Genomic DNA, 19625 nt, shown 5'->3' with positions numbered 1-19625 from the left:
ATGTGTCGTTTATCTTAACTTGAGTTAATAATATTATCTAATCATCAAACTGGAGGGTCATTCTTTTTATTCTGTCTTCGAGCTTTTCAGATGACAGTTTTTCTCTCATTCTATCTACCATAATAGGAAAAGCAAATGGTGTGGGCTTTTCAGGCTCTTTAACAATGATTTTTTGATGATGGATTCTATCCAGAGCCTTTCGCATACGTGCTTCTTCTAATTGAAAATCCATCACCTCCTCATAGGCCTGAAGCAGCAGTAAGTTATCAGCTTCATAGTCATGAAAAACATCAAAAAATAACTGTGAGGACGACTGCAAATGTCTGTCTTTAATCTGCTGACCAGGATACCCCTTAAACACCAGGCCTGATATGGCAGCAATATCTCTAAATCGCCTTCTGGCCATCTCTACACTATTCATACTTCCCTGAATATCTTGATAGAGGTTATCAGAGGAAAGGATATCTATTTCCAGGGCTTCATAAATAGGAATTTCTTTATCAGAAAGTAGTTCAAAGCCATAATCATTCATGGCAATACTCAGCGTGATAGGAGTAATCTCACTAATTCTTTTGGCCAACAGCGCTCCCATACCTTCATGAACAAAACGACCTTCGAAAGGATACATCAGTACGTGATACCCCTCTCTGGTTTTAAAATATTCAATCAAAAACTCATCTTTAGAGGGCAAATGAGACCTTTTTCGTTGCAAATCCATCAAGGGCTGAAGAAAGTTGAGTTCTACATCTTCTTTCTTTCCCGGTAAGGTGACCTCATGCAACTTTTTGCGCAGCATCACTGACATTTGACTGGAAAGCGGCATTCTGCCGCCCATCCAGGAAGGAACGGCCTTTGCTTTCTTGTTGGTATTACGCACCTGAACAGCCATTTCTTTAATACGCACAAACTCCAAATTTCTTCCGGCGAACCAGAAAACATCACCCGGGGATAAGCGCGCAATGAACCACTCTTCAATAGTACCGATATACTTACCGGTAACATACTTCACTTTTAAGGAAGAGTCACTCACAATAGTACCGATGGACAAGCGATGTCGCATAGCTATCCTTCTGTTATTCACCTTGTAAAGACCATCCTCAACCTCAACTTTCCTGTATTCATCATATGCGGTAAGAGCGTTTCCGCCAGTAGTGATGAAGCTAAGCAACCACACCCATTCTTCACGATTGATGCTGTTGAAACTGAAAGTGCCTTTTACCTCTTCAAAGATTTCCTTTTCGTTAAAGCCATCAGATACGGCTAGTGTTACCAGATACTGGATGAGTACGTCAAAAGAACGGATATAAGGAATACGATCCTCGACAAGGCCCACCTTAATAGCCTCCCGCAACGCAGCTGCCTCCACCAATTCAAGAGAGTGAGTAGGTACAAAGAAGATTTTACTCAACGCGCCTGGCTGATGACCACTTCTACCTGCTCGCTGCATAAACCGGGCTACGCCCTTGGGGCTCCCTATCTGAATAATCGTTTCTACCGGTCGGAAATCTACCCCCAGATCCAAGCTTGAGGTGCATACCACGGCTTTGAGCTGCTCTTGATGCAGTGCATTTTCCACCCAATCTCTCAGCTCTCTACTGATTGAGCCATGATGCATCGCCATTATTCCGGCCAACTCAGGTGCTCTTTCTAAAAGCTTTTGATACCAAATCTCTGCGAAAGACCGTGTGTTGGTAAAAATTAAAGTACTATTACTGTTCTTTATGATAGGAATGACCTTATCTATGAGATTAACCCCCAAATGTCCGGCCCAGGGTAATTTCTCCAGAGTGTCTGGTAGCACAGATTCTACCTCAATCGCCTTTTTTATATCTGAGCGAATAATTTTGCTTTTACCTTGCTCTAAAGTAGATCCCAGCAACGCCTGAACAGCCTCATCCATATTACCTATGGTTGCTGATATTCCCCATACCTTCAGATCCGTACAAATATTTTTTAATCGGGACAAGCCCAACTCCATTTGCACTCCACGTTTAGAGCCTAGCAGCTCATGCCATTCGTCACACACTACGGCTCTGAGGTTTTTAAAGAACTTAGGATATTGTTTTTGAGCTAACATAAGCTGCAAACTCTCAGGCGTGGTGATCAGAAACTCAGGTGGATTTTTCTTCATCTTTTGCCGGTCGGCTGGTGATGTATCTCCTGTTCTGAGCGCCACCTGCCAATCAAGACCAAGCCCGTTTACCGCTCGCTGGGCTGAATTACTGATCTCTTTGGCCAGTGCTTTAATAGGTGTAATCCAAATGGCGCGAAGGCCATTTTTCCCAATAGATGAAGTAGCCCCTCCGTTTTCCCTAATGTATTCTAACAGAATAGGCATCACCAAAGAATAAGTTTTACCACTACCCGTAGGCGCGTTTACCAGCCCATTATAACCATCCAAATAAGCCTGCCAGCTCTCCAATTGAAATTGAAAAGGCTTCCAGTTTTGGTTATTAAACCAGCTCTCACCTATTTGAATAAGCTCCTGCCCCATACGTTAGAATGCTGGTTGCTGAGGCTTATTATCTAGAATTTGCTCAATATGCTCCATTACATCTGGGGTGAGCTTATCTTTTACATCAATAGCTTTCAGGTTTTCTTCCAATTGGCTGGTTTTTGAAGCACCCAGAATCACAGTGCTCACATTATCGTTTTTTAAACACCACGCCAAAGCTAATAAGGGCATTGAGGTGTCCAATTCAGCAGCAAAAGCGGTTAGTTTTCTTACTTTCTCAAGTTTTTCTTCTGCAAGAGTTATATCCTTTAACCATCCTAAGCTTTCAAACTTAAAGCGAGTATCTTCCGGAGATTCATTGTTGTACTTTCCTGTTAGCAAGCCTGAAGCCAGTGGTGACCACACTGTAGTACCCAACCCTACAGTTTTATATATCTGCGAATACTCTACCTCCACTTTATCTCGCACCATCATGTTATATTGAGGCTGCTCCATGGTAGGGCCTATGAGATTGTATTGTCTGGCTACCATATGAGCCTCCATGATCTCTTGCGCGCTCCATTCAGAAGTACCCCAATAGAGCACTTTACCTTGCTGAATCAGATTATGCATCGCCCAGACCGTTTCTTCTATAGGAGTTTCCTTATCAGGCCGGTGACAAAAATATAAGTCTAAATAATCTACCTTTAATCTTTTCAGTGCCTGATGGCAAGCTTCGGTAACATGCTTTCTACTCAGACCTCTTTGGGTAGGTTTTAAGTTTCCCGTACCTTCATCAGCACCAAAAAAAACTTTACTCGAAACAATGTAACAATCTCTTCTCCAACCCATTTTACTAAGCACCTCGCCCATTACCTCTTCAGATTTGCCGCCAGCATAAGCTTCCGCATTATCAAAAAAGTTAATACCACCATCATAGGCTATTCTCATTAGATCTTCTGCAGTATTGTCACCAATCTGTTTGCCAAAGGTAAGCCATGAACCAAATGACAATCTGCTTATTTGTAAACCTGATTTTCCAAGTCTGTTATATTCCATTGCAATTTTTACTTTTAAAATTAACCATATGCTTCCAAAAGCTGATGCAGCTCCTCTAAAGTATTGGCTTCTTCTTTCTTTTTATCATGTCGCCATCTTTTTATTCGGGGAAACCTAAGGGCCACACCTGATTTGTGGCGAGTAGATTTATTGATGCCTTCAAAGGCAATTTCAAAGACCAATTCAGGATTTACACTTCTTACCGGCCCAAACCTATCAATGGTATTTTTCTTCACAAACCGGTCTACCTGGCCAATTTCTTTATCAGTGAGGCCAGAATAAGCCTTTGTAAAGGGCACCAGCATCTCTCCATCCCAGACAGCGAAAGTATAATCGGTGTATAAATTAGCTCTTCGGCCGCTGCCTCGCATAGCGTAGATCATAACGGCATCTATGGTTAAAGGATCGACCTTCCATTTCCACCAATCGCCTTTTTTTCTACCATCACGGTAAATTGAATCCTTGCGCTTGAGCATGATTCCTTCACTGACATATTCCCGGCTCTTGTCTCTCTCCTCTGCCAGCTGTTCCCAACTTTCAAATGCTACCAGCTCAGAAATTGGCATAACAGGATCATTCACCTGGCTCACAATTTCTTCCAGGAGCTCCCTCCTTTCTTGCATAGGCTTTTGACGAATGTCTTCTCCTTGCCATTCCAAAACATCATACACCCTAAAAACTACAGGAGACTTTTGCAATACACTCTTAGTCAGATTTTTACGACCTATTCTGGTTTGTAATAAATTGAATGAAAGTGGCTGCCCGTCTTTATAAGGCAGAATTTCACCATCTAACACAGTGCCGTTGGGTAGTTTATCTATTAGCACCTCATATTCAGGATACTTATCTGTTACCAGCTCTTCACCTCGGGACCAAACATAGAGCTCATCATCTCGCACTATGATCTGTCCGCGGATGCCATCCCACTTTCTTTCAGCAATCCATTCATCAGGGCTGCCCAGTGAGTCCACCTCATCTTCTAAAGCATAGGCCAGATAAAAAGGATATGGCTTTGAATTATCCTCATTGGGATCTTCAGACAGCACCAGGTCATGAAAAGTAGTTGTCTCTGGAGTCCAATTACCCATAAGGCGATGTGCCAGGCTGCTTTCATCTATGCCGGTGTATTTTGACAAAGCCCTTGTCATCAGCTTTTGGGAAACACCCATTCTAAAACCACCAGTGATCAGCTTATTGAACACAAAGCGCTCAATGGCATCCAGCGAAAGCCAGGCGTCTTTTAATTTAGCCTTTTTCTCTTCTTCCTCCAGTCCTCCCAGTGACTGTATAAACTCTATCCAGTAAGTGAGCGTGAAGTCAGTTCTGGTATCCGGGTTAGGTAATATGAGGGCGATGGTCTCAGCCAAATCTCCTGCCACGTGGTAGCTCTCCTCAAAAAGCCAGAAAGGCAGGCCGCTGAACTCTGCTGCCCACTGTTTGATGTAATTTCGATTAACCGTTCGCTTAGGTCTACGATGAGAAAGGAGTGCTATGGTCCAAAGCTTATCTTTGTCAGGAGCCTTTTCGAAATACTCGGTGAGGGCATCTACCTTTACCAGTGTTTTTGTGGTCTGATCCAGGCGGGTGAATAGTTCAGTAAAATGCTTCATCAGCTTTCCTCCTCCTCTTCTTTCACAGTTGATTCTCCTATTTCGCTGAGTTCACCTTCATATTGAGTTTCTACACGACCAGATTCTATGCCTTGCTCATTGAGCCACTGACTGAAAATACTGGTGTAACCATGGGTAACAAAAACTCTTTCAGCTTCCGTGGCTTTTATGGCGGTGTTGAGTTCATCCCAATCGGCATGGTCTGAAAGCACAAAGCCGCGATCTACCGCACGTCTTCTGCGGGCTCCACGTAGGCTCATCCAGCCGGAGGCTACACCTACGCTGTAGGGCATAAATTTCTTCATCCATGGTGAACCTACCGCTGAGGGTGTGGCCACTACTATATTTCCTTTAAATTTCTCTTTCGGGATTTCTGGTGTTACTCTTACTGTAGGCTTTAGGTTAATGCCCTGATTACGAATTACTTCATTAACATTTTCCACTGCTCCGTGGGTATAAATAGTACCGATGGAATCATCCAGGTTTTGAATAATGCGCTGCGCTTTGCCTAAAGCATAGCCTGTGAGCACCGTAACTTTGCCATTTTCCTGATTGGCACGCCACCAATTGTTGATCTCTTTAAACTCTTCCTCCTGTGACTTCCACTTATAAATCGGCAACCCAAAAGTAGACTCCGTGATAAAGGTATTACACTTCACCGGTTCAAAGGGCTCCGTGAAGCCATCTTCCACCACCTTATAATCTCCAGAAGCTACCCAAACCTCGCCTTTGTACTCTACTCGGATCTGCGCAGAACCAATAATATGACCGGCCGGATGAAACGAAAACTTTACGCCATTGATGGTTCTTACCTCACCAAACTTTACAGTTTCCACATTGATATCCTGCCCCAGCCTATATTTAATCACTGGCATGGCAGCCTCAGTACACAAATAATATTTATGCCCCCAGCGGCTATGATCAGAGTGCCCATGGGTAATCAGCGCCCTATCTACCGGCTTCCAGGGATCTATGTAGATATCTGCCTGCGGACAATATATTCCTATTTCTGTGAATTCTAATAACATCAGAAATAGAACAGATGAATGGTTGGAATGTTGGGGATGGGTTTTAGAGGGGTAATAACTTAATTCACGAACAGAGTCACTCTGAGGTTCTCGAAGAGTAGACGGTGAAGTGTTGCTACAAGTTGAGCTAAGAATAAAACTGTAGATAGAGTTAGGCATGCTCAATCTAAGATGTGCCGCAAGGGTCTTCCACGCAAGCAGAAAGTCTATCCTTCGAGTGCCTCAGGATGACTTTGATAATTTTAGGGTGCAATTGAATTAATAAACCCTATTCGATATCAATAAATTGAACCACGAACGGAGTCACTCTGAGGTCCTCGAAGAGTAGACGGTCAAGTAACTAAACAAAATGAGCTACGAATGAAACTGTAAATAAAGTCAACGTTCTTAATCTAAGATGTGCTACAAGGCCTTCCACGTAGGCAGAAAGTCTATCCTTCGAATGCCTCAGGATGACTTTGATAATTTCAGGGTGCAATTGGTTTTAAAAATTCTTACCCGATATCAATAAATTAAACCACGAACAGAGTCACTCTGAGGTCCTCGAAGAGTAGACGATCAGGTATCTAAACACGGTGAGCTACATATAAAACTTCAAGAGAGTCAAGTGTTCTTAATCTACGATGTGCTGTAAAAGTCTTCATCGCAAGCAGAAAGCCTATCCTTCGAGTGCCTCAGGATGACTTTGATAAATTCAGGGAGTAATTGGGTTAATAAACCATTTCTCGATATCAATAAATTAAACCACGAACAGAGTCACTCTGAGGTTCTCGAAGAGTAGACGGTCAGGTGCCTAAACAAGTTAGGCTACAAATAAAACTTCCAAACAAAGAGCTACATCAAGAGATAAAAGAATTAGTCAATGGCTTACCAAAAGAGGTAAAATCAGCCAGTTCAAATCCAAACATCTTATATTTTCTGGCTAGTGTATCCATGTATTCTGCTTGTTCCAGTGTGGGGTTTCCAATGGAGAAGTGCTCAGATTGTCCATCTAACGCCCATAATAAGGTCTCTGAGAAGCATGCATAATAGTGATTTAAAGGCAAACCGATACCACCATTACTCATGGTGATGCCCGGAATAGATATAATGCCTCCGTCAATCACCGTGACGTCTGGCCTTTGAACCAGTAGCTCTGGTGAAGTATTGCGAGGTTGTGTTCCATCCAGAATAACGGCATTAGACTTTAATATTTCTGGCCCAATAATATTATCGGCGCTGGCAGTGAGTAAAGTAATAAGATTAGACTTCCTGATTTCACTTATTTGGTTAGAAACTTCGATTTGTACATTTGGATTAATGCTTTTTAAATCATTTTTTAGCTTCTCTAGTTTTGAAAGATTTCGAGCTACTAACAACAGCTTGTCGCAATAATTCTTCTTTACCAATAGACCAGCCAAACAAGAACCTACACTACCGGTTGCCCCTACAATAGTTTGATGGTCCATCAAATTAGGACTCGCTTCCAGAAGCTTGACAATGGCCCTGAAAAGACCTGTGGCTGTGAAGGCATTGCCATTGGTAATGCTCACATCCTGCCTATGCTTTAAGAGTGCCCCTCCTAGTGTCATAGGTGAGGTGAGTGCGCCAAGCCCTATATTTGTGTAGCCCTTTTGCGTCATCTTATCAATAACCCTTTCTATATTTTTACTCATATTCTTGGGGCCCTGATCAAGAATATCTTTACCATTCAATAAAATTATTTCATTCCTACCTATATGCCACTTCTCTCCTGCTGAGCCATTTAAATAGATGTCGCTCCATTTTACCGAGGGCGCCTGTAGTTTGGTGAATATCTTTCTATACACCTTGTTAGGGATTTTACGCAGTGGCTTCCAGTATAATCCCATGTCATCACTATAAGTATGACGCAGATGAATGAGGAAGGCGAATTTCTTGGCATTAAGGAAAGTGGTAACTGCATCAGATGGGGACGGTGCAACGGGAGATGATATCATAAAGTACTGAAATTAAGCTTATTAACGAGCTGTAAAGTTACATATCAATATCGCTATTGAATTAGCAAAAATCCGGCATCTTAAGACAAATTGCCGCCCTCACGGCAAGCAAAATCCTGCTTTTTGAAACACCTGGAGCCCTCTATAAAAATTCCGACAAACGAGTGCTACAAATCCGACTTTGGTGTTTGGGTGAGGTAACGCTCCTTGTAGTCAGCAGAAAGTCTATCCTTCGAGTGCCTCAGGATGGACTTTGTGAATTGCCTCACTTTAATTCTAAAGCTGTGAGTAAAAACACCGGATAACTTGGGTAGATATAGCATTAGTTTACAAACCTGGCATAATTTCTAGTCCAGTAATCTTCGATGAATCCCCATTTCCCGTCCTCGTATTTGTTCAGGACATCTATATTGAATTTATCAATCTGTTTTTTCACTCCGTTATACACCTGTGATACGATTATTCCTTTTTCTCCTTCACATTCATTCCCTGAGATATTGGCTATTAAATGACATTCAGAATCCTCTATGTAAAATAAGTCGCTGTCCCAATAATTATCTGCGCAGCCGCTTTTGTGATAGGAATAATAATAGCGGGTTCCCTCGATGGCCTCTGGCGTTGGAAACTTATTGAAGTCTTTGACCTCTGCGAAAGTTTTCTTCGCTTTATTAAATAGAAACAAGTCTTTTTGGCCAGGGGTATTGTTCAGGTATTTGACTATCACATCATTCAAACCATCAGCATTAAAGTCTTTAAACTCAAAGTCAGGATATGGAGTGAATTGACTCAAAACTGTATCACGCTTAGCATTTAGAACAATGATTTTTCCTCCACTAGTGGTAAAGCCAACGTACTTTTCTTCTAAAATGCTGGTATGCGCAGACATAACTATAGTGCTGTCAACAATACTTTCTATACTTGATTTATCAGACACCTCCTTCTTACCTTTGGATGTACAGGAAAGTATAACAACTATGAGTAAAAGGTTTAGTTTATTCACATTAATCTAGCTTATTTAATCACCTGATCCATCGCTTTCTTCCAGGCGCTTAGAATATCATTGTAGTCTCGAGTTAATAAACTTTCATTGACGGTAAATTTCACAATGCCTTTATCAGTTGCTCTCCCCAGCCATATGCCATGCTCGGAATACAGATTGTTGGCCAATGCTTTTAAGTCTACTTTACTGCTGAGCACAAGATCAAATATGTTAGATCCATTTTGAATGCTTGTAATGGTAATGCCTTCTATTTTATTAAGGTCGGCAATCAGCTGTTGTGCCACTTTGGCTACTTTTTCCCATTTGGAATCAATATCTTCAAAATAATGTAAAGCCATAGCTGTGTTGGTCCAGCTTTGATACATGGTGCCACCATAGATCTTAATCAGGTGAGGAATCTGATCAATAAGCGCAGCATCTCCACAAAGTATGGCTCCGCCTGCAGCGTTTAGATACTTGTATAGAGAGATATAAACGGTATCAAAATAAGAGGCATACTCAGCAACCGATACATTACTAAAAGCGGAGGCAATATGGATGCGAGCACCATCCAAATGCATTTTATAGTCATGATCCTGACAGTATTTAGAAACATTTTTAATGACTTCTAAGGGCACATAAGCACCGTCAGCGCGTCTTACGGGGTTTTCTATCACCACCGTACCTAAACCACTCTTGAACACCTCGTTTTTATCAGAATAAGCAATAGTACTTTGTAAATCTTTGAGGTCATAATATGGTTTTCCCTCTCCCACAGGCATCAATCTCTCGCCATGCACACTCTGTGCTGCATCAGCCTCATCTCTGTAAATGTGAGAATTTTCCGGCACCATCACTTTAGTACTATTTCCATTCAACAGCTTAATAGCCAATTGATTAGCCATAGTACCTGAAGGAAGATAAATAGCCTTTTCTTTGCCGGTGAGTTGAGCAAATTGCTCTTCCAGCTGTTTGGTAGCCCCTCCTGCTCCATAAAAGTCAGGTTCAATGGCCTTTGTTTTACTGATCTCCTGAAGCTTGTGCAAATATTCACCCGGTGAGAAATGTAGTCCATCAAGCACAAAATTCACCACAGGCTTATTACCTTTTACAAACTGAGTTGAGGTCTTCGATTTGTCGGCATTCAAACTATCCTTACCCATTACCGGAAACAGAAAAGGCAGCGCAGAAAGACTGCTCTTTTTTAGGAAATCTCTTCTATTGTCTTTGGTATTGGTCATGGTTCAAGTGGATTAGTTTAATGATGAAATGTACGAATCAAAATTAGGAGATTCGATTGTGAACTAGGTTGCTAAATGATAACTCAATCAGAAACTCAAAATGGCTTTAAGTTCAGAATTGATGGGTGAAGACGTATGCTGATGTGCCACTTTCCAGGCCCCATTTTCATAAACAAAGCCAACAGTCACTCTATTTTTCATACTCCTGATCACATTATCGTCTTTAGAAATGGCCTGAAAGCCAATCAAAGCACTAGCAAAAGCAGTACTTTCATTTCCCCTGACCTTTACTTGCTCAAAAATGACTTTAACTCGTTCTTCGCCCAATGAACCCAGCCAGTCTTTGATAACTTCAGACCATGCCTCTATGCCTATACTATAAGCGTCATTCCACATGTCAAAAATGATCACATCATCATGATATAGGGCTGTCATTTCACCTACATCCTTATTCCAGGCAGCTTTAGAATAGATAGTGAAAAAGTCTTGAGGATTATTCATTAGTTGTTGATTTTGGATATACTAGCATTAATAAAACGGGTTATCTAGCAATTTTCAGTCATTAGATAATACTCTTAATCCAGATCGAAGGTTGGAGTAGCGAACGAAATAACAGTATCATCTACGGTAGCACCAACATAACCGTGACCTCTGAGGTAGTAAAATTGAAAAATCACATCGCCCATGTCAGCCTCCATAACCATCAGGTTTTTATATTCACAAAGTCTTGTTTTTAAGGTACCGTCATAGGTTATTATCTTATACTTACCACCATTCATATTTTTCCATTGGTGGCCCTTTTCAAACTTAGAATCATACCTTATAGTCTCCTCTTCACAACAGGCTGCATACTGATATATCACACCCTCATCCTCCCGAAGATACAATGTATCTACAGCTCCATTTTCCCAGGTTTGTGCATATTCAAAATAGGTCCTTCCATTGAGTTCTTTTGTACCAATCTTAGTTTCAGTGTAATAGGTGTTAACCCAAAATATCTTCCTCTCTTTAAAAATCAGCGGAAAATAGCTCCCATCCTCATTCTCATCACAAAAGCTTTGTCCTTCTTTAAGCTGAGCATATGCAGAGGTGATAAATAACATCCCCACGAATAATATTAACATTTTTTTCATGCCTTAATATCTAATGATTGAAGTTATAAACCTAATGATTTGGTTATGTGTGAGAGAGTAAATTTTCTGAATGGAGGGTAGACCATTTTCATCTGATCAAAAATCCATATACACAATTGAAATGGGAGAAAAGATCGACGAAAATGGAAAATTAACTCTACCTCTCACTAACTGGGGGAGATACGCTTCAAAACACCTTTTACCAGGTCGCAACAATTACTCCTCCATGAAAAATGGTAAGCCCGTAAGTTCAGCTCAGATTTTACCCATAAAATTTGTACTGCGCAAAAAGTAAAATATAAGGCTATTTTAACTGTTGCTCAATTATCCATCCGATGGCTCAGAGCCATCGAATGGATAAACTTCAGTGATGTATCACATTGTGTAAAAACTCTTTACTTATTTTCCAACTTAGCGATTAATTCTTCTAAATCCTTCAGCCATTCAGCTTCTACCCCAGAAGTATTCTTCCCTGAGCTGAGATTATTTTTTAGCAAGGGAATAAATTCAACCCCATGTATGAGCTCAATAGCCTCAAATAATATTTTTCCGTATTCTCCATCAATCAACTCTCGTTTAATCACTTCCTTTACACGGAGATCATTTCTTTCAGCCAATCCAACAATTGCCTCCAATTTTGTTTCTTGATCCTTGTCATTCACTCGATTCCATAGAGCTTCTCTAATCTTGTCATTATCTACTTCAACCTGCGAGCCAATGCCAAAGGTAGCCCAACTTCTTACCTCAGAACTTTTGTCAGTGGACAACTCAATTAATACATCTATTGCTAACTCATCATCCACGCCAAGCAGTGCAAAAACAAGAGCTTTCCGCACAGCAGCATTATCAACAGACTTAAAATTGGCCATTTTTTTGATTTCATTTGCATGTAAATAATCATTGTTATGTCCAATAGCATAGAGGAGAGATATTAACACATCATTATCTTTCTCATTACCTAAAAGATTGAAAAACAACTCAATATTCTGCTTGTAATATGGACGCCCTGGACCTAGCTGAGCTAAAACATCAATTCCTATGATACGTTTCTTTCTATTCTCTGATTGCGAAAAGTCATACACCTTTTGAAAAATTTCTTCATCAGGTCTATTTCTCAATTCTTGAATGTTATCCCAATAAGTTGTTTTCGTTTTGTTTAACTGAAGTCTTTGCAAAATTTTCTCACTAGACCAATTTGATCTACTCATCTCTATAGTTGGTTAAAATCGTTTTTTATCAACTTCTCAATCAGTATTTTATCTTCAATGATTTTCGCAAATGCAACTGGAGAACGGCCTGCATGATTTTTTAAATACGGATCTGCACCATGAGAAAGAAGTAGGTCAACCATTTCATAGCTACCTCTGGCATTAAAGGTAGCTATCCAAAGGGGTGTGTTTCCAAAATCATTCTTATCATTAATATTAATACCTCTCTCAAGTAATACCTTCGCTAATTTCAATTCTCCAAACTCGACGGCAAAATGTAGTAAGTTGAATCCTTTTTGAAATTTCTTATTAATATCACTGAGCTGGCCAACTTTAAGAAGAAATTGATCACTGCTAAGTTGATTTTCAAAAAGATCTAACTCATTTATTTCAGTTAAAATAGCGGATTTTGACTCTTTAGAGGACTTTTTTCGAAGAAAATTGAACAATGCCATTTTAAATATTATCGACAGTTATATTCGTTTCACATCCAGAATTCTGAATAGGTAAATATGGAATTAGAATAACCATAGATATCCATATACGCGAATCACTCTTCCAGTACTAATTTTACCATAAAATTTGTACTGCGCAAAAGTAAAATATAAGTCTATTTTAACTGTTGTTTAAATTATCCGTCGAATAGATCTTGATCGTAAATTTCTTTAGGAAAATATACTTCGTTCAGCACATACCAATAATTTGTATCTAATGCTGTGACTTCTCACCAAGACCTGGTTATCATTGTATTATGATTAAGTTCAAGTAATCAACTTCATTTGTCTGACCGCATTGTTATTTTCTTGCAACAAGAATAATCACCCAGTAGCGATTGATACTTGCAACGAGGGCTTGATGAGAGAAGCTAAATACTACGATCAAAATATACAATCAGCAGATGAATTCTCGCATATATCTGGGGATTCAATTATTGTATCCTTATTAAATCAGGATACAATTCTACGAATTGATATTATTCATCATTCTGATGACTCGATCCCGCTACAAACTCAAGACAATGCCCTTATCTGCACCATGGAAGCTTTAAATAAAAACAATCAATGGCTGCCTATAGAATATTGGCCTCTGAGTTGGTGTGGTAATAGTTATGACGGAATTGATCTTAAAAAAGGACAAAGCCTAAGCCTTATGTCAAAAGCTCCAACGGGTGACTATAAAACATTGCTGAGATATAAAATATTAGGTTTTGACACACTCTATTATTCAAATTCATTTGCAGGAAATATAGAATACTGTCAATTCAAAGAAGATAGCAGTACCTATATTTAAGTTTGAAGGTAAGATGCATCCACATATCCCTCTTGACAGCCTTATCTACTGAATTCAGATAAAATCTCTCTGAGGCACTCTAGGATCCGCCGGTTTAGAACTGCAAACCTGCACTAGAAGAAGAAAGTCTATTGTTCGAGGACATTAGGATGACTTTGATAATTTCAGGATGCAATTGGTTTTAAAAATCCTTACCTGATATCAATAAATTAAACCACGAAAAGAGTCACTCTGAGGTTCTCGAAGAGTAGACGGTCAGGTGCCTAAACAAGTTAGGTTTACAAATGAAACTTCAAATAGCGTCAGGCATTCTGAATCTAAGATTTGCTGCAAGGGTCTTCTCAGTAAGCAGAAAGTCTATCCTTCGAGTGCCTCAGGATGACTTTGCATAAGCTAATTCTTGTATAAACTATTTGAGTCCGGTGTGCCCGTAATCTCGCATCCCTTCTGATGACTCCGGCAATCAGTTAATTATTAGAAGTATAACTCTGAATATAAATACCAACCAAGCATAAAAAACGCTTTTCTCGTAATTAGTCAAGTTCATGAACTTACTCGACATAATATCATTTAAGCTTATCCTCTTAGATTTATTGAGTCTATTGTCAGCACTAGTCATTAGCTTGTATTTAGCATACATAAACAACCAAATCCATCCTATAAGATAACATCCGAAAGCGCCTACCACTACATTAATTGTATCAATACCATTTATGACATCACTGCCAGCTAGTATGCATAGGATAACACAAGAAATAGGAATTATATATCGGAAGAAAAACCGGTAGTTAAGTTGGTCAAAGAAAGTAGGTATTGAGTTCATATTGGCTTGGTTATTCCTTATGTAACTTAATCTGTGCCCTTACTAAATCTATAATTTTTAAATCTTCGTAGATACTGTTAGCAATATTATTAATGAAGTAATAGTCTTTACATTCGTAATTATTTCTCTTGAAAGCCTGATAAAGTTCTACTGGAGCAGTATAGCCATAATCTCTGTAATCTTGAACATTATAGATTTCAATGATAAATAAATCTCCCCTTTGCGACTCTATTATGCGCTCTTTACCATCATATGGCATGAGCCAACTTTTACCATTTTTCTGTATTGTAACTTCTGCATTCTTTTCATCGGGAAGGGTCAATACATGATTCTCAATCAATTTATTGAAAATATAGTCTAAAGAATCTGATTTAAATGGAAGTGTAATTATACTATCTGTTTCATAGTCAATAAATCCTCTTCTAAAACATATATCAGAATTTTTATTCAAGCGAAACTCTACAAATTTCGAAGAAAACCAATGGCCTGACACCCATATTCTAACCAACAGTGAATCATTAATGGAATCAAACGGCCTGAAGAATTTATTAAAACGTAACGTTTCTTCTCGTATACCATAGCTCACCGTATCATTCGGTATCCCTTGAGAGTGAACTATGCCACATGTAATAGAAATCAATATGATAATGATGCCGACTTTCAATTTAGACTTGACCTTTGTTTTATGATCCTTAATAAGTTGGGTAAAAGTGAGGCCGATACACTTAAAGTTAAGATCAGTTCATAATTAACTTCATTCCAATGCAACTGTCTTATTCCATCATCACAAAGTGTGCATTCGACTACTTTTAAATTCGCATCTATAGATGCTATGATTACTAAAGCAGCAGAAAAAAACAATAAGATTCAGAACTACATGCTTAAAAATTTCCCCATCCGCTTTAAGCCTATTCTCAAAAAATAAAATCAGAATACCTAGACCAAAAGCTACGAGATACATAGCGTGTGGAAACAAATGAAAATCTTTACCAATAAATTTAATTTTTCCTGAAGTCGACCACATGAAAATATCTTGAATAACCCCTCTAAAAAATGATTCAAGCACATATGCTGTGATAACTCCTATAAAAAACAAAGGAATAGCTACTAATATGACTTTAAGAATTTTCACAATTGGATGTCCTAATTTCATCTAAAACCTATACCTAACCACAGTCCCCATCATTATATCATGAAGCCCCTTCTTCTTACTATTAAAGAAGATTGGCAGCATTCCTATAAAGATTCCGAATAAGAGAAAACCCAGAATATATCTTACCAGTGACTGCACAAAGTTTAGCCGTTCACCATCCTCCGTTTCCACTTTTACTCCCATTAATCTTTTACCATACGTCCCCTTTTGCCTTCCTGAATTCATAATGGTCGAATAAACCGCCCATACCACCATTGTCACCAACTCATAATCAATTAACCAATCCATAAACTCTAAGAGCATATATAGTGGCAACACTATGATTTGGATAATGATCAAATCACCTAAATGACAGGCTAATCTTGTTCCGAGCTTGGCGTATTGATTCATTTCATGAAAATATATACTATATCAGCATTCTTATAAATTTAATGCTACTTTTTTCAACTCACTCACCCAAAATACTCCGGCACCAACCTTTTCAGTTTCTCAATAGTTTCATTTACTGATAGATCACTTCTACCACCAGCAGCGTTAGCATGACCACCGCCATCAAAGTGCTCGGCGGCGAGCATGTTCACGTGATTATCACCTTTAGACCTGAAAGATATTTTAATCATGCCATCTCTTTCTGTAAAAACTATACCTGCTTTCATGCCTTTGATGGATAATATCTGGTTAGCCAAGGTATCAGTATCTCCTTTTTGGTAGCTGTATTTCTCCAGTTCCTCTTTACTAAGCCCAATTATGCCCACTTTATATGCGTCCAATACCTCCAGCTTCTCGCTGAGCGCAAAACCTTGAAGTCTTAATCTGCTTAGCGTATTATTATCGTTCATTACTTCATGGATGAGATGGTGCCTTACGCCCGCTTTTAGTAAAATGGCCAAAATCTCATGGGTTCGTGGCCGTACTGATGAAAATCTAAAAGCTCCTGTATCTGTAAGTATGCCCAAATATAGCGGTATACCTATCTGTTCGTCCAAAAGGCTCTCATTTCCTGAATGTACAATCAGCTCTACTATAAGCTCACTGGTAGATGAAGCAGTAACCTCTGACACCATGATATCAGCAAAATCAGCCGGATCTAAATGATGGTCAATCATTATTTTTTTGGCTTTTGAATTCTCTAAAAGCACCTGCATATCCTCTCCCACTCTGTCCGCACTGTTATAATCTAAACAGAAAATCAAATCAGCATTATTCATCCGCTCCACCACTTTTTCAGGCTGCTCTGACATTGGAATAATGGCCGATACATCTACCCAATGTAAAAAACCAGGCGCCGGATCTGGATGACAAACGGCAGCTTCCTTACCGAACTTCTGGATAAAGCGTAAAAGCCCCAGAGAAGAACCAATGGAGTCTCCATCTGGTGATTTATGTGCGGTGATTACGATGTTTGAAGCATTTAATATTTCTGCTTCTATTTCTTTATAAATACTCATTTAACGATTCTGATTAATACATAATGATGGCCATCTTCTACCCATGCCACCAAAAAACAAAGCCTCGAAGATACCAATTAATTGCCATCCTCAGGCGATGGAGGATAAATCTTAATTTTCTAATTATACTTTTCCAACCATTTGTATAAAATGAAGGTCTAAAGAACATACAAATTATAATCATTACGTTTACAACCTTGCTCACAATTGAATAGAGCCAAAACCATCACCATGAAAAAGCTACTACTACTTATCACATGCGTCGCACTGCAGCTCACAGCCTTTAGCCAAGATGATCTTTTCCCCAGAAAAAATGCTGCTATGCTAGAAATAGGCGGACCTGTAGTAATTGGTATAGGTGCGGCCTACGAAAGAACCCTTCCTCTCTCCAGACTGAATCGTGTTACGTTACGAGGTGGTTTTGGAGGCGTTGATAGCTTCACTAAAATGTCTTCCCACCTAGGACTGAGCTATATTTTCGGCAGATCTTCAGGTGCTGAGATAGGCACAAGTTATTTAATGAATTATGATGCGGGGCAATTTGACATGGATGATGAAGAAGATGCAAATTTTGATAATGGCATGCAGCTGATCATAGGCTACAGGTACCAGAATTTAAAAAATGGATTACTATTTCGGATATATTGGGTAGCACCTGTAGGTTGCTGTGGCTCCTACATACCGATATACAGCGGCCTCTCCTTCGGCTATGCATTTTAAGCCTACCAAAAATCGATTTATAGTTCCACTGATCCACCTCATGCCCGACTGATATAAAATTGACCATTTATATGACCAAATAATATTGATGATCATTTTTATGAAATAGCTTTGCGTAATAAGACTTACCAAGTCATATCGCTTATTATTCATAAACTATCATTTCAAAATCAGATCACATGAAAAGATTATCAATGATTTTTCTAGGCTTCATAGTTGTAGCTGCCAGCTGTAACTCACCTAAGAAAGAAGATGCCGACACTTCAGAAAAAGATACTACAGCTACCGCTACACAGTATTCACTGATAAAGTCGTCAGCGGAAGTTAAATTTACAGCCTACAAGACCACTGAGAAAAAACCTGTTGGCGGTACTTTTAAAACCGTAGAAATCTCTAATACTAAGGAAGCCGCCACGCCGTTGGAAGCCTTAGATGGAACTGAATTCAATATCCCTGTAAAAAGCTTATTTACCAATGATGCTACAGGTACAAGAGATCCAAAAATTATAGAGCACTTCTTCGGAGCTATGGCAAATACTGATGCCATATCTGGAACTTTCAAATTAAATGATGACAAAACCTGCGTGGTAGACATTACTTTAAATGACAAAACAGTGAGTGTTCCTTTCACTTATGAAGTAACGTCAGAGACTTACTATAGCTTTAAAGGTGTAATGAACCTGGAAGATTGGGATGCTACTGCAGCGGTAGAATCAATTAACAATGCTTGCAAAGACCTGCACACTGGTCCTGACGGTGTAAGCAAAACATGGAGTGAAGTGGCTTTAGAAGCTGAAATCAACTTCGAGAAGAAATAATAAAACAAGAGGTTGTATCAAACTAATATGGATACAACCTCTTTGTTTACATCAAAACCGTAACTTTCATTTACTGCTTAATAAACTGAACGCTCATTACCAGCTTTACAGTATCTGAAACCACAATATTTCCTGCTTCCGTTACTGCGCTCCATGATAAACCAAAGTCTTTTCGGTTTATTTTGCCCTCTACCTCAAAGCCTGCTTTGGTCTGTCCGTAAGGATCTACAGCAACTCCGTTAAAGTCTACATCTAAAGCCACTTCCTTAGTTATATCTCTGATAGTCAAGTCTCCCACTAAAGTAGAACCATCAAAAGACTTAGATTTAAATGAAATTTTAGGATGCTGATCAGCAGCAAAGAAGTCTTCAGATTTTAAGTGACCATCTCTGTCTGCATTTTTGGTATTGATAGAATCCACATCAATTGTAAATTCCACATTAGCATCTGTAAATTGTTCATTTTCCGTTTCTACTGTACCACTAAAACTTTCAAAATGTCCTGTTACGGTGGAGATCATCATATGCTTTACTTTAAAGCTTACTTCAGAGTGTGTTGGGTCAATCGCCCATGTAGTTTTAACTAGAGTTTCCATTTTATAATTCTTTAAATTTCAAAATCAATGTTTAAACATTATTATAAAACGAAGTTAGAAAAATTAATTCAATGTTCAAACATTAATTAAATAAAAAAGAAGCTGCTTCATCAGGAAAAAAACTTAAT

At 39.2% G+C, this 19625-nt stretch carries 18 protein-coding genes; 3 read left to right on the top strand and 15 right to left on the bottom strand.

Going from position 1 to position 19625, the window contains the following annotated elements; all coding sequences use genetic code 11:
* Positions 1-37 precede the first annotated feature (37 nt).
* From LVD16_RS10130 to LVD16_RS10080, 11 genes are all read right to left on the bottom strand, one after another.
* Complete coding sequence (locus LVD16_RS10130; protein ID WP_233773819.1) at positions 38-2494, bottom strand: ligase-associated DNA damage response DEXH box helicase; 2457 nt, start codon at positions 2492-2494, stop codon at positions 38-40.
* A 3-nt stretch (positions 2495-2497) separates the two neighbouring features.
* Positions 2498-3493 (bottom strand): potassium channel beta subunit family protein, encoded by a 996-nt coding sequence (locus LVD16_RS10125; RefSeq protein ID WP_233773818.1) that lies wholly within the window; start codon positions 3491-3493, stop codon positions 2498-2500.
* A gap of 20 nt (positions 3494-3513) precedes the next feature.
* On the bottom strand, positions 3514-5103 hold the full coding sequence (locus LVD16_RS10120; protein ID WP_233773817.1) for an ATP-dependent DNA ligase: 1590 nt from the start codon (positions 5101-5103) through the stop codon (positions 3514-3516).
* Positions 5103-6131: a ligase-associated DNA damage response exonuclease gene (locus LVD16_RS10115; RefSeq protein WP_233773816.1), complete on the bottom strand. Its 1029-nt coding sequence runs from the start codon at positions 6129-6131 to the stop codon at positions 5103-5105. The genes LVD16_RS10120 and LVD16_RS10115 overlap by 1 nt, the downstream gene beginning before the upstream one ends.
* An 839-nt stretch (positions 6132-6970) precedes the next feature.
* The gene (locus LVD16_RS10110) at positions 6971-8089 is read right to left on the bottom strand and encodes a shikimate dehydrogenase (RefSeq protein ID WP_233773815.1); all 1119 of its coding nucleotides are present in this window, start codon (positions 8087-8089) and stop codon (positions 6971-6973) included.
* 322 nt (positions 8090-8411) lie between these two features.
* Complete coding sequence (locus LVD16_RS10105; RefSeq protein WP_233773814.1) at positions 8412-9089, bottom strand: XAC2610-related protein; 678 nt, start codon at positions 9087-9089, stop codon at positions 8412-8414.
* 11 nt (positions 9090-9100) lie between these two features.
* The gene (locus LVD16_RS10100; RefSeq protein WP_233773813.1) at positions 9101-10309 is read right to left on the bottom strand and encodes a threonine aldolase family protein; all 1209 of its coding nucleotides are present in this window, start codon (positions 10307-10309) and stop codon (positions 9101-9103) included.
* A gap of 87 nt (positions 10310-10396) precedes the next feature.
* A complete protein-coding gene (locus LVD16_RS10095; RefSeq protein WP_233773812.1) occupies positions 10397-10810 on the bottom strand; it encodes a YybH family protein in 414 nt (137 codons plus the stop codon).
* Between the two features lie 74 nt (positions 10811-10884).
* Positions 10885-11442 carry a hypothetical protein gene (locus LVD16_RS10090; RefSeq protein WP_233773811.1) on the bottom strand — a complete coding sequence of 186 codons (558 nt, stop codon included), beginning with the start codon at positions 11440-11442 and terminating at the stop codon, positions 10885-10887.
* A 395-nt stretch (positions 11443-11837) separates the two neighbouring features.
* Entirely contained in the window at positions 11838-12650 is an 813-nt protein-coding gene (locus tag LVD16_RS10085; RefSeq protein ID WP_233773810.1) for a hypothetical protein, read from the bottom strand.
* A 2-nt stretch (positions 12651-12652) separates the two neighbouring features.
* Positions 12653-13105 carry an ankyrin repeat domain-containing protein gene (locus LVD16_RS10080; RefSeq protein WP_233773809.1) on the bottom strand — a complete coding sequence of 151 codons (453 nt, stop codon included), beginning with the start codon at positions 13103-13105 and terminating at the stop codon, positions 12653-12655.
* Between the two features lie 400 nt (positions 13106-13505).
* Here LVD16_RS10080 and LVD16_RS10075 point away from each other — a divergent pair, with 400 nt between their 5' ends.
* Positions 13506-13940 (top strand): hypothetical protein, encoded by a 435-nt coding sequence (locus LVD16_RS10075; RefSeq protein WP_233773808.1) that lies wholly within the window; start codon positions 13506-13508, stop codon positions 13938-13940.
* Between the two features lie 833 nt (positions 13941-14773).
* Here LVD16_RS10075 and LVD16_RS10070 read toward each other — a convergent pair.
* From LVD16_RS10070 to LVD16_RS10060, 3 genes are all read right to left on the bottom strand, one after another.
* Positions 14774-15427 (bottom strand): hypothetical protein, encoded by a 654-nt coding sequence (locus LVD16_RS10070; protein ID WP_233773807.1) that lies wholly within the window; start codon positions 15425-15427, stop codon positions 14774-14776.
* A 489-nt stretch (positions 15428-15916) separates the two neighbouring features.
* Positions 15917-16306: an RDD family protein gene (locus tag LVD16_RS10065; RefSeq protein ID WP_233773806.1), complete on the bottom strand. Its 390-nt coding sequence runs from the start codon at positions 16304-16306 to the stop codon at positions 15917-15919.
* 62 nt (positions 16307-16368) lie between these two features.
* Positions 16369-17364 carry a DHH family phosphoesterase gene (locus tag LVD16_RS10060; RefSeq protein ID WP_233773805.1) on the bottom strand — a complete coding sequence of 332 codons (996 nt, stop codon included), beginning with the start codon at positions 17362-17364 and terminating at the stop codon, positions 16369-16371.
* A 231-nt stretch (positions 17365-17595) separates the two neighbouring features.
* Between LVD16_RS10060 and LVD16_RS10055 the strand changes: the two genes are divergently transcribed.
* Entirely contained in the window at positions 17596-18084 is a 489-nt protein-coding gene (locus tag LVD16_RS10055; RefSeq protein WP_233773804.1) for a hypothetical protein, read from the top strand.
* A gap of 179 nt (positions 18085-18263) precedes the next feature.
* Positions 18264-18902, top strand: a complete 639-nt coding sequence (locus LVD16_RS10050) for a YceI family protein (RefSeq protein ID WP_233773803.1) — start codon at positions 18264-18266, stop codon at positions 18900-18902.
* Positions 18903-18972: 70 nt separating this feature from the next.
* On the opposite strand, the gene LVD16_RS10045 is transcribed toward LVD16_RS10050, so the two are convergent.
* Positions 18973-19497: a YceI family protein gene (locus LVD16_RS10045; protein ID WP_233773802.1), complete on the bottom strand. Its 525-nt coding sequence runs from the start codon at positions 19495-19497 to the stop codon at positions 18973-18975.
* Positions 19498-19625: the final 128 nt, after the last annotated feature.

The sequence above is a fragment of the Fulvivirga ligni genome, from assembly GCF_021389935.1.
GTDB lineage: Bacteria > Bacteroidota > Bacteroidia > Cytophagales > Cyclobacteriaceae > Fulvivirga > Fulvivirga ligni.
Note: the sequence above shows the minus strand (reverse complement) of the source record. Positions and strands in the feature narration are given on the sequence as shown.

Bases quoted from the DNA above. Each gene is read 5' to 3' on its own strand.
- LVD16_RS10065 (WP_233773806.1), bottom strand. From the start codon at position 16,306: ATGAATCAATACGCCAAGCTCGGAACAAGATTAGCCTGTCATTTAGGT.
- LVD16_RS10080 (WP_233773809.1), bottom strand. From the start codon at position 13,105: ATGGCATTGTTCAATTTTCTTCGAAAAAAGTCCTCTAAAGAGTCAAAA.
- LVD16_RS10055 (WP_233773804.1), top strand. From the start codon at position 17,596: ATGAAAAAGCTACTACTACTTATCACATGCGTCGCACTGCAGCTCACA.
- LVD16_RS10100 (WP_233773813.1), bottom strand. From the start codon at position 10,309: ATGACCAATACCAAAGACAATAGAAGAGATTTCCTAAAAAAGAGCAGT.
- LVD16_RS10125 (WP_233773818.1), bottom strand. From the start codon at position 3,493: ATGGAATATAACAGACTTGGAAAATCAGGTTTACAAATAAGCAGATTG.
- LVD16_RS10095 (WP_233773812.1), bottom strand. From the start codon at position 10,810: ATGAATAATCCTCAAGACTTTTTCACTATCTATTCTAAAGCTGCCTGG.
- LVD16_RS10115 (WP_233773816.1), bottom strand. From the start codon at position 6,131: ATGTTATTAGAATTCACAGAAATAGGAATATATTGTCCGCAGGCAGAT.
- LVD16_RS10045 (WP_233773802.1), bottom strand. From the start codon at position 19,497: ATGGAAACTCTAGTTAAAACTACATGGGCGATTGACCCAACACACTCT.
- LVD16_RS10085 (WP_233773810.1), bottom strand. From the start codon at position 12,650: ATGAGTAGATCAAATTGGTCTAGTGAGAAAATTTTGCAAAGACTTCAG.
- LVD16_RS10130 (WP_233773819.1), bottom strand. From the start codon at position 2,494: ATGGGGCAGGAGCTTATTCAAATAGGTGAGAGCTGGTTTAATAACCAA.
- LVD16_RS10110 (WP_233773815.1), bottom strand. From the start codon at position 8,089: ATGATATCATCTCCCGTTGCACCGTCCCCATCTGATGCAGTTACCACT.
- LVD16_RS10050 (WP_233773803.1), top strand. From the start codon at position 18,264: ATGAAAAGATTATCAATGATTTTTCTAGGCTTCATAGTTGTAGCTGCC.
- LVD16_RS10060 (WP_233773805.1), bottom strand. From the start codon at position 17,364: ATGAGTATTTATAAAGAAATAGAAGCAGAAATATTAAATGCTTCAAAC.
- LVD16_RS10120 (WP_233773817.1), bottom strand. From the start codon at position 5,103: ATGAAGCATTTTACTGAACTATTCACCCGCCTGGATCAGACCACAAAA.
- LVD16_RS10075 (WP_233773808.1), top strand. From the start codon at position 13,506: ATGAGAGAAGCTAAATACTACGATCAAAATATACAATCAGCAGATGAA.
- LVD16_RS10090 (WP_233773811.1), bottom strand. From the start codon at position 11,442: ATGAAAAAAATGTTAATATTATTCGTGGGGATGTTATTTATCACCTCT.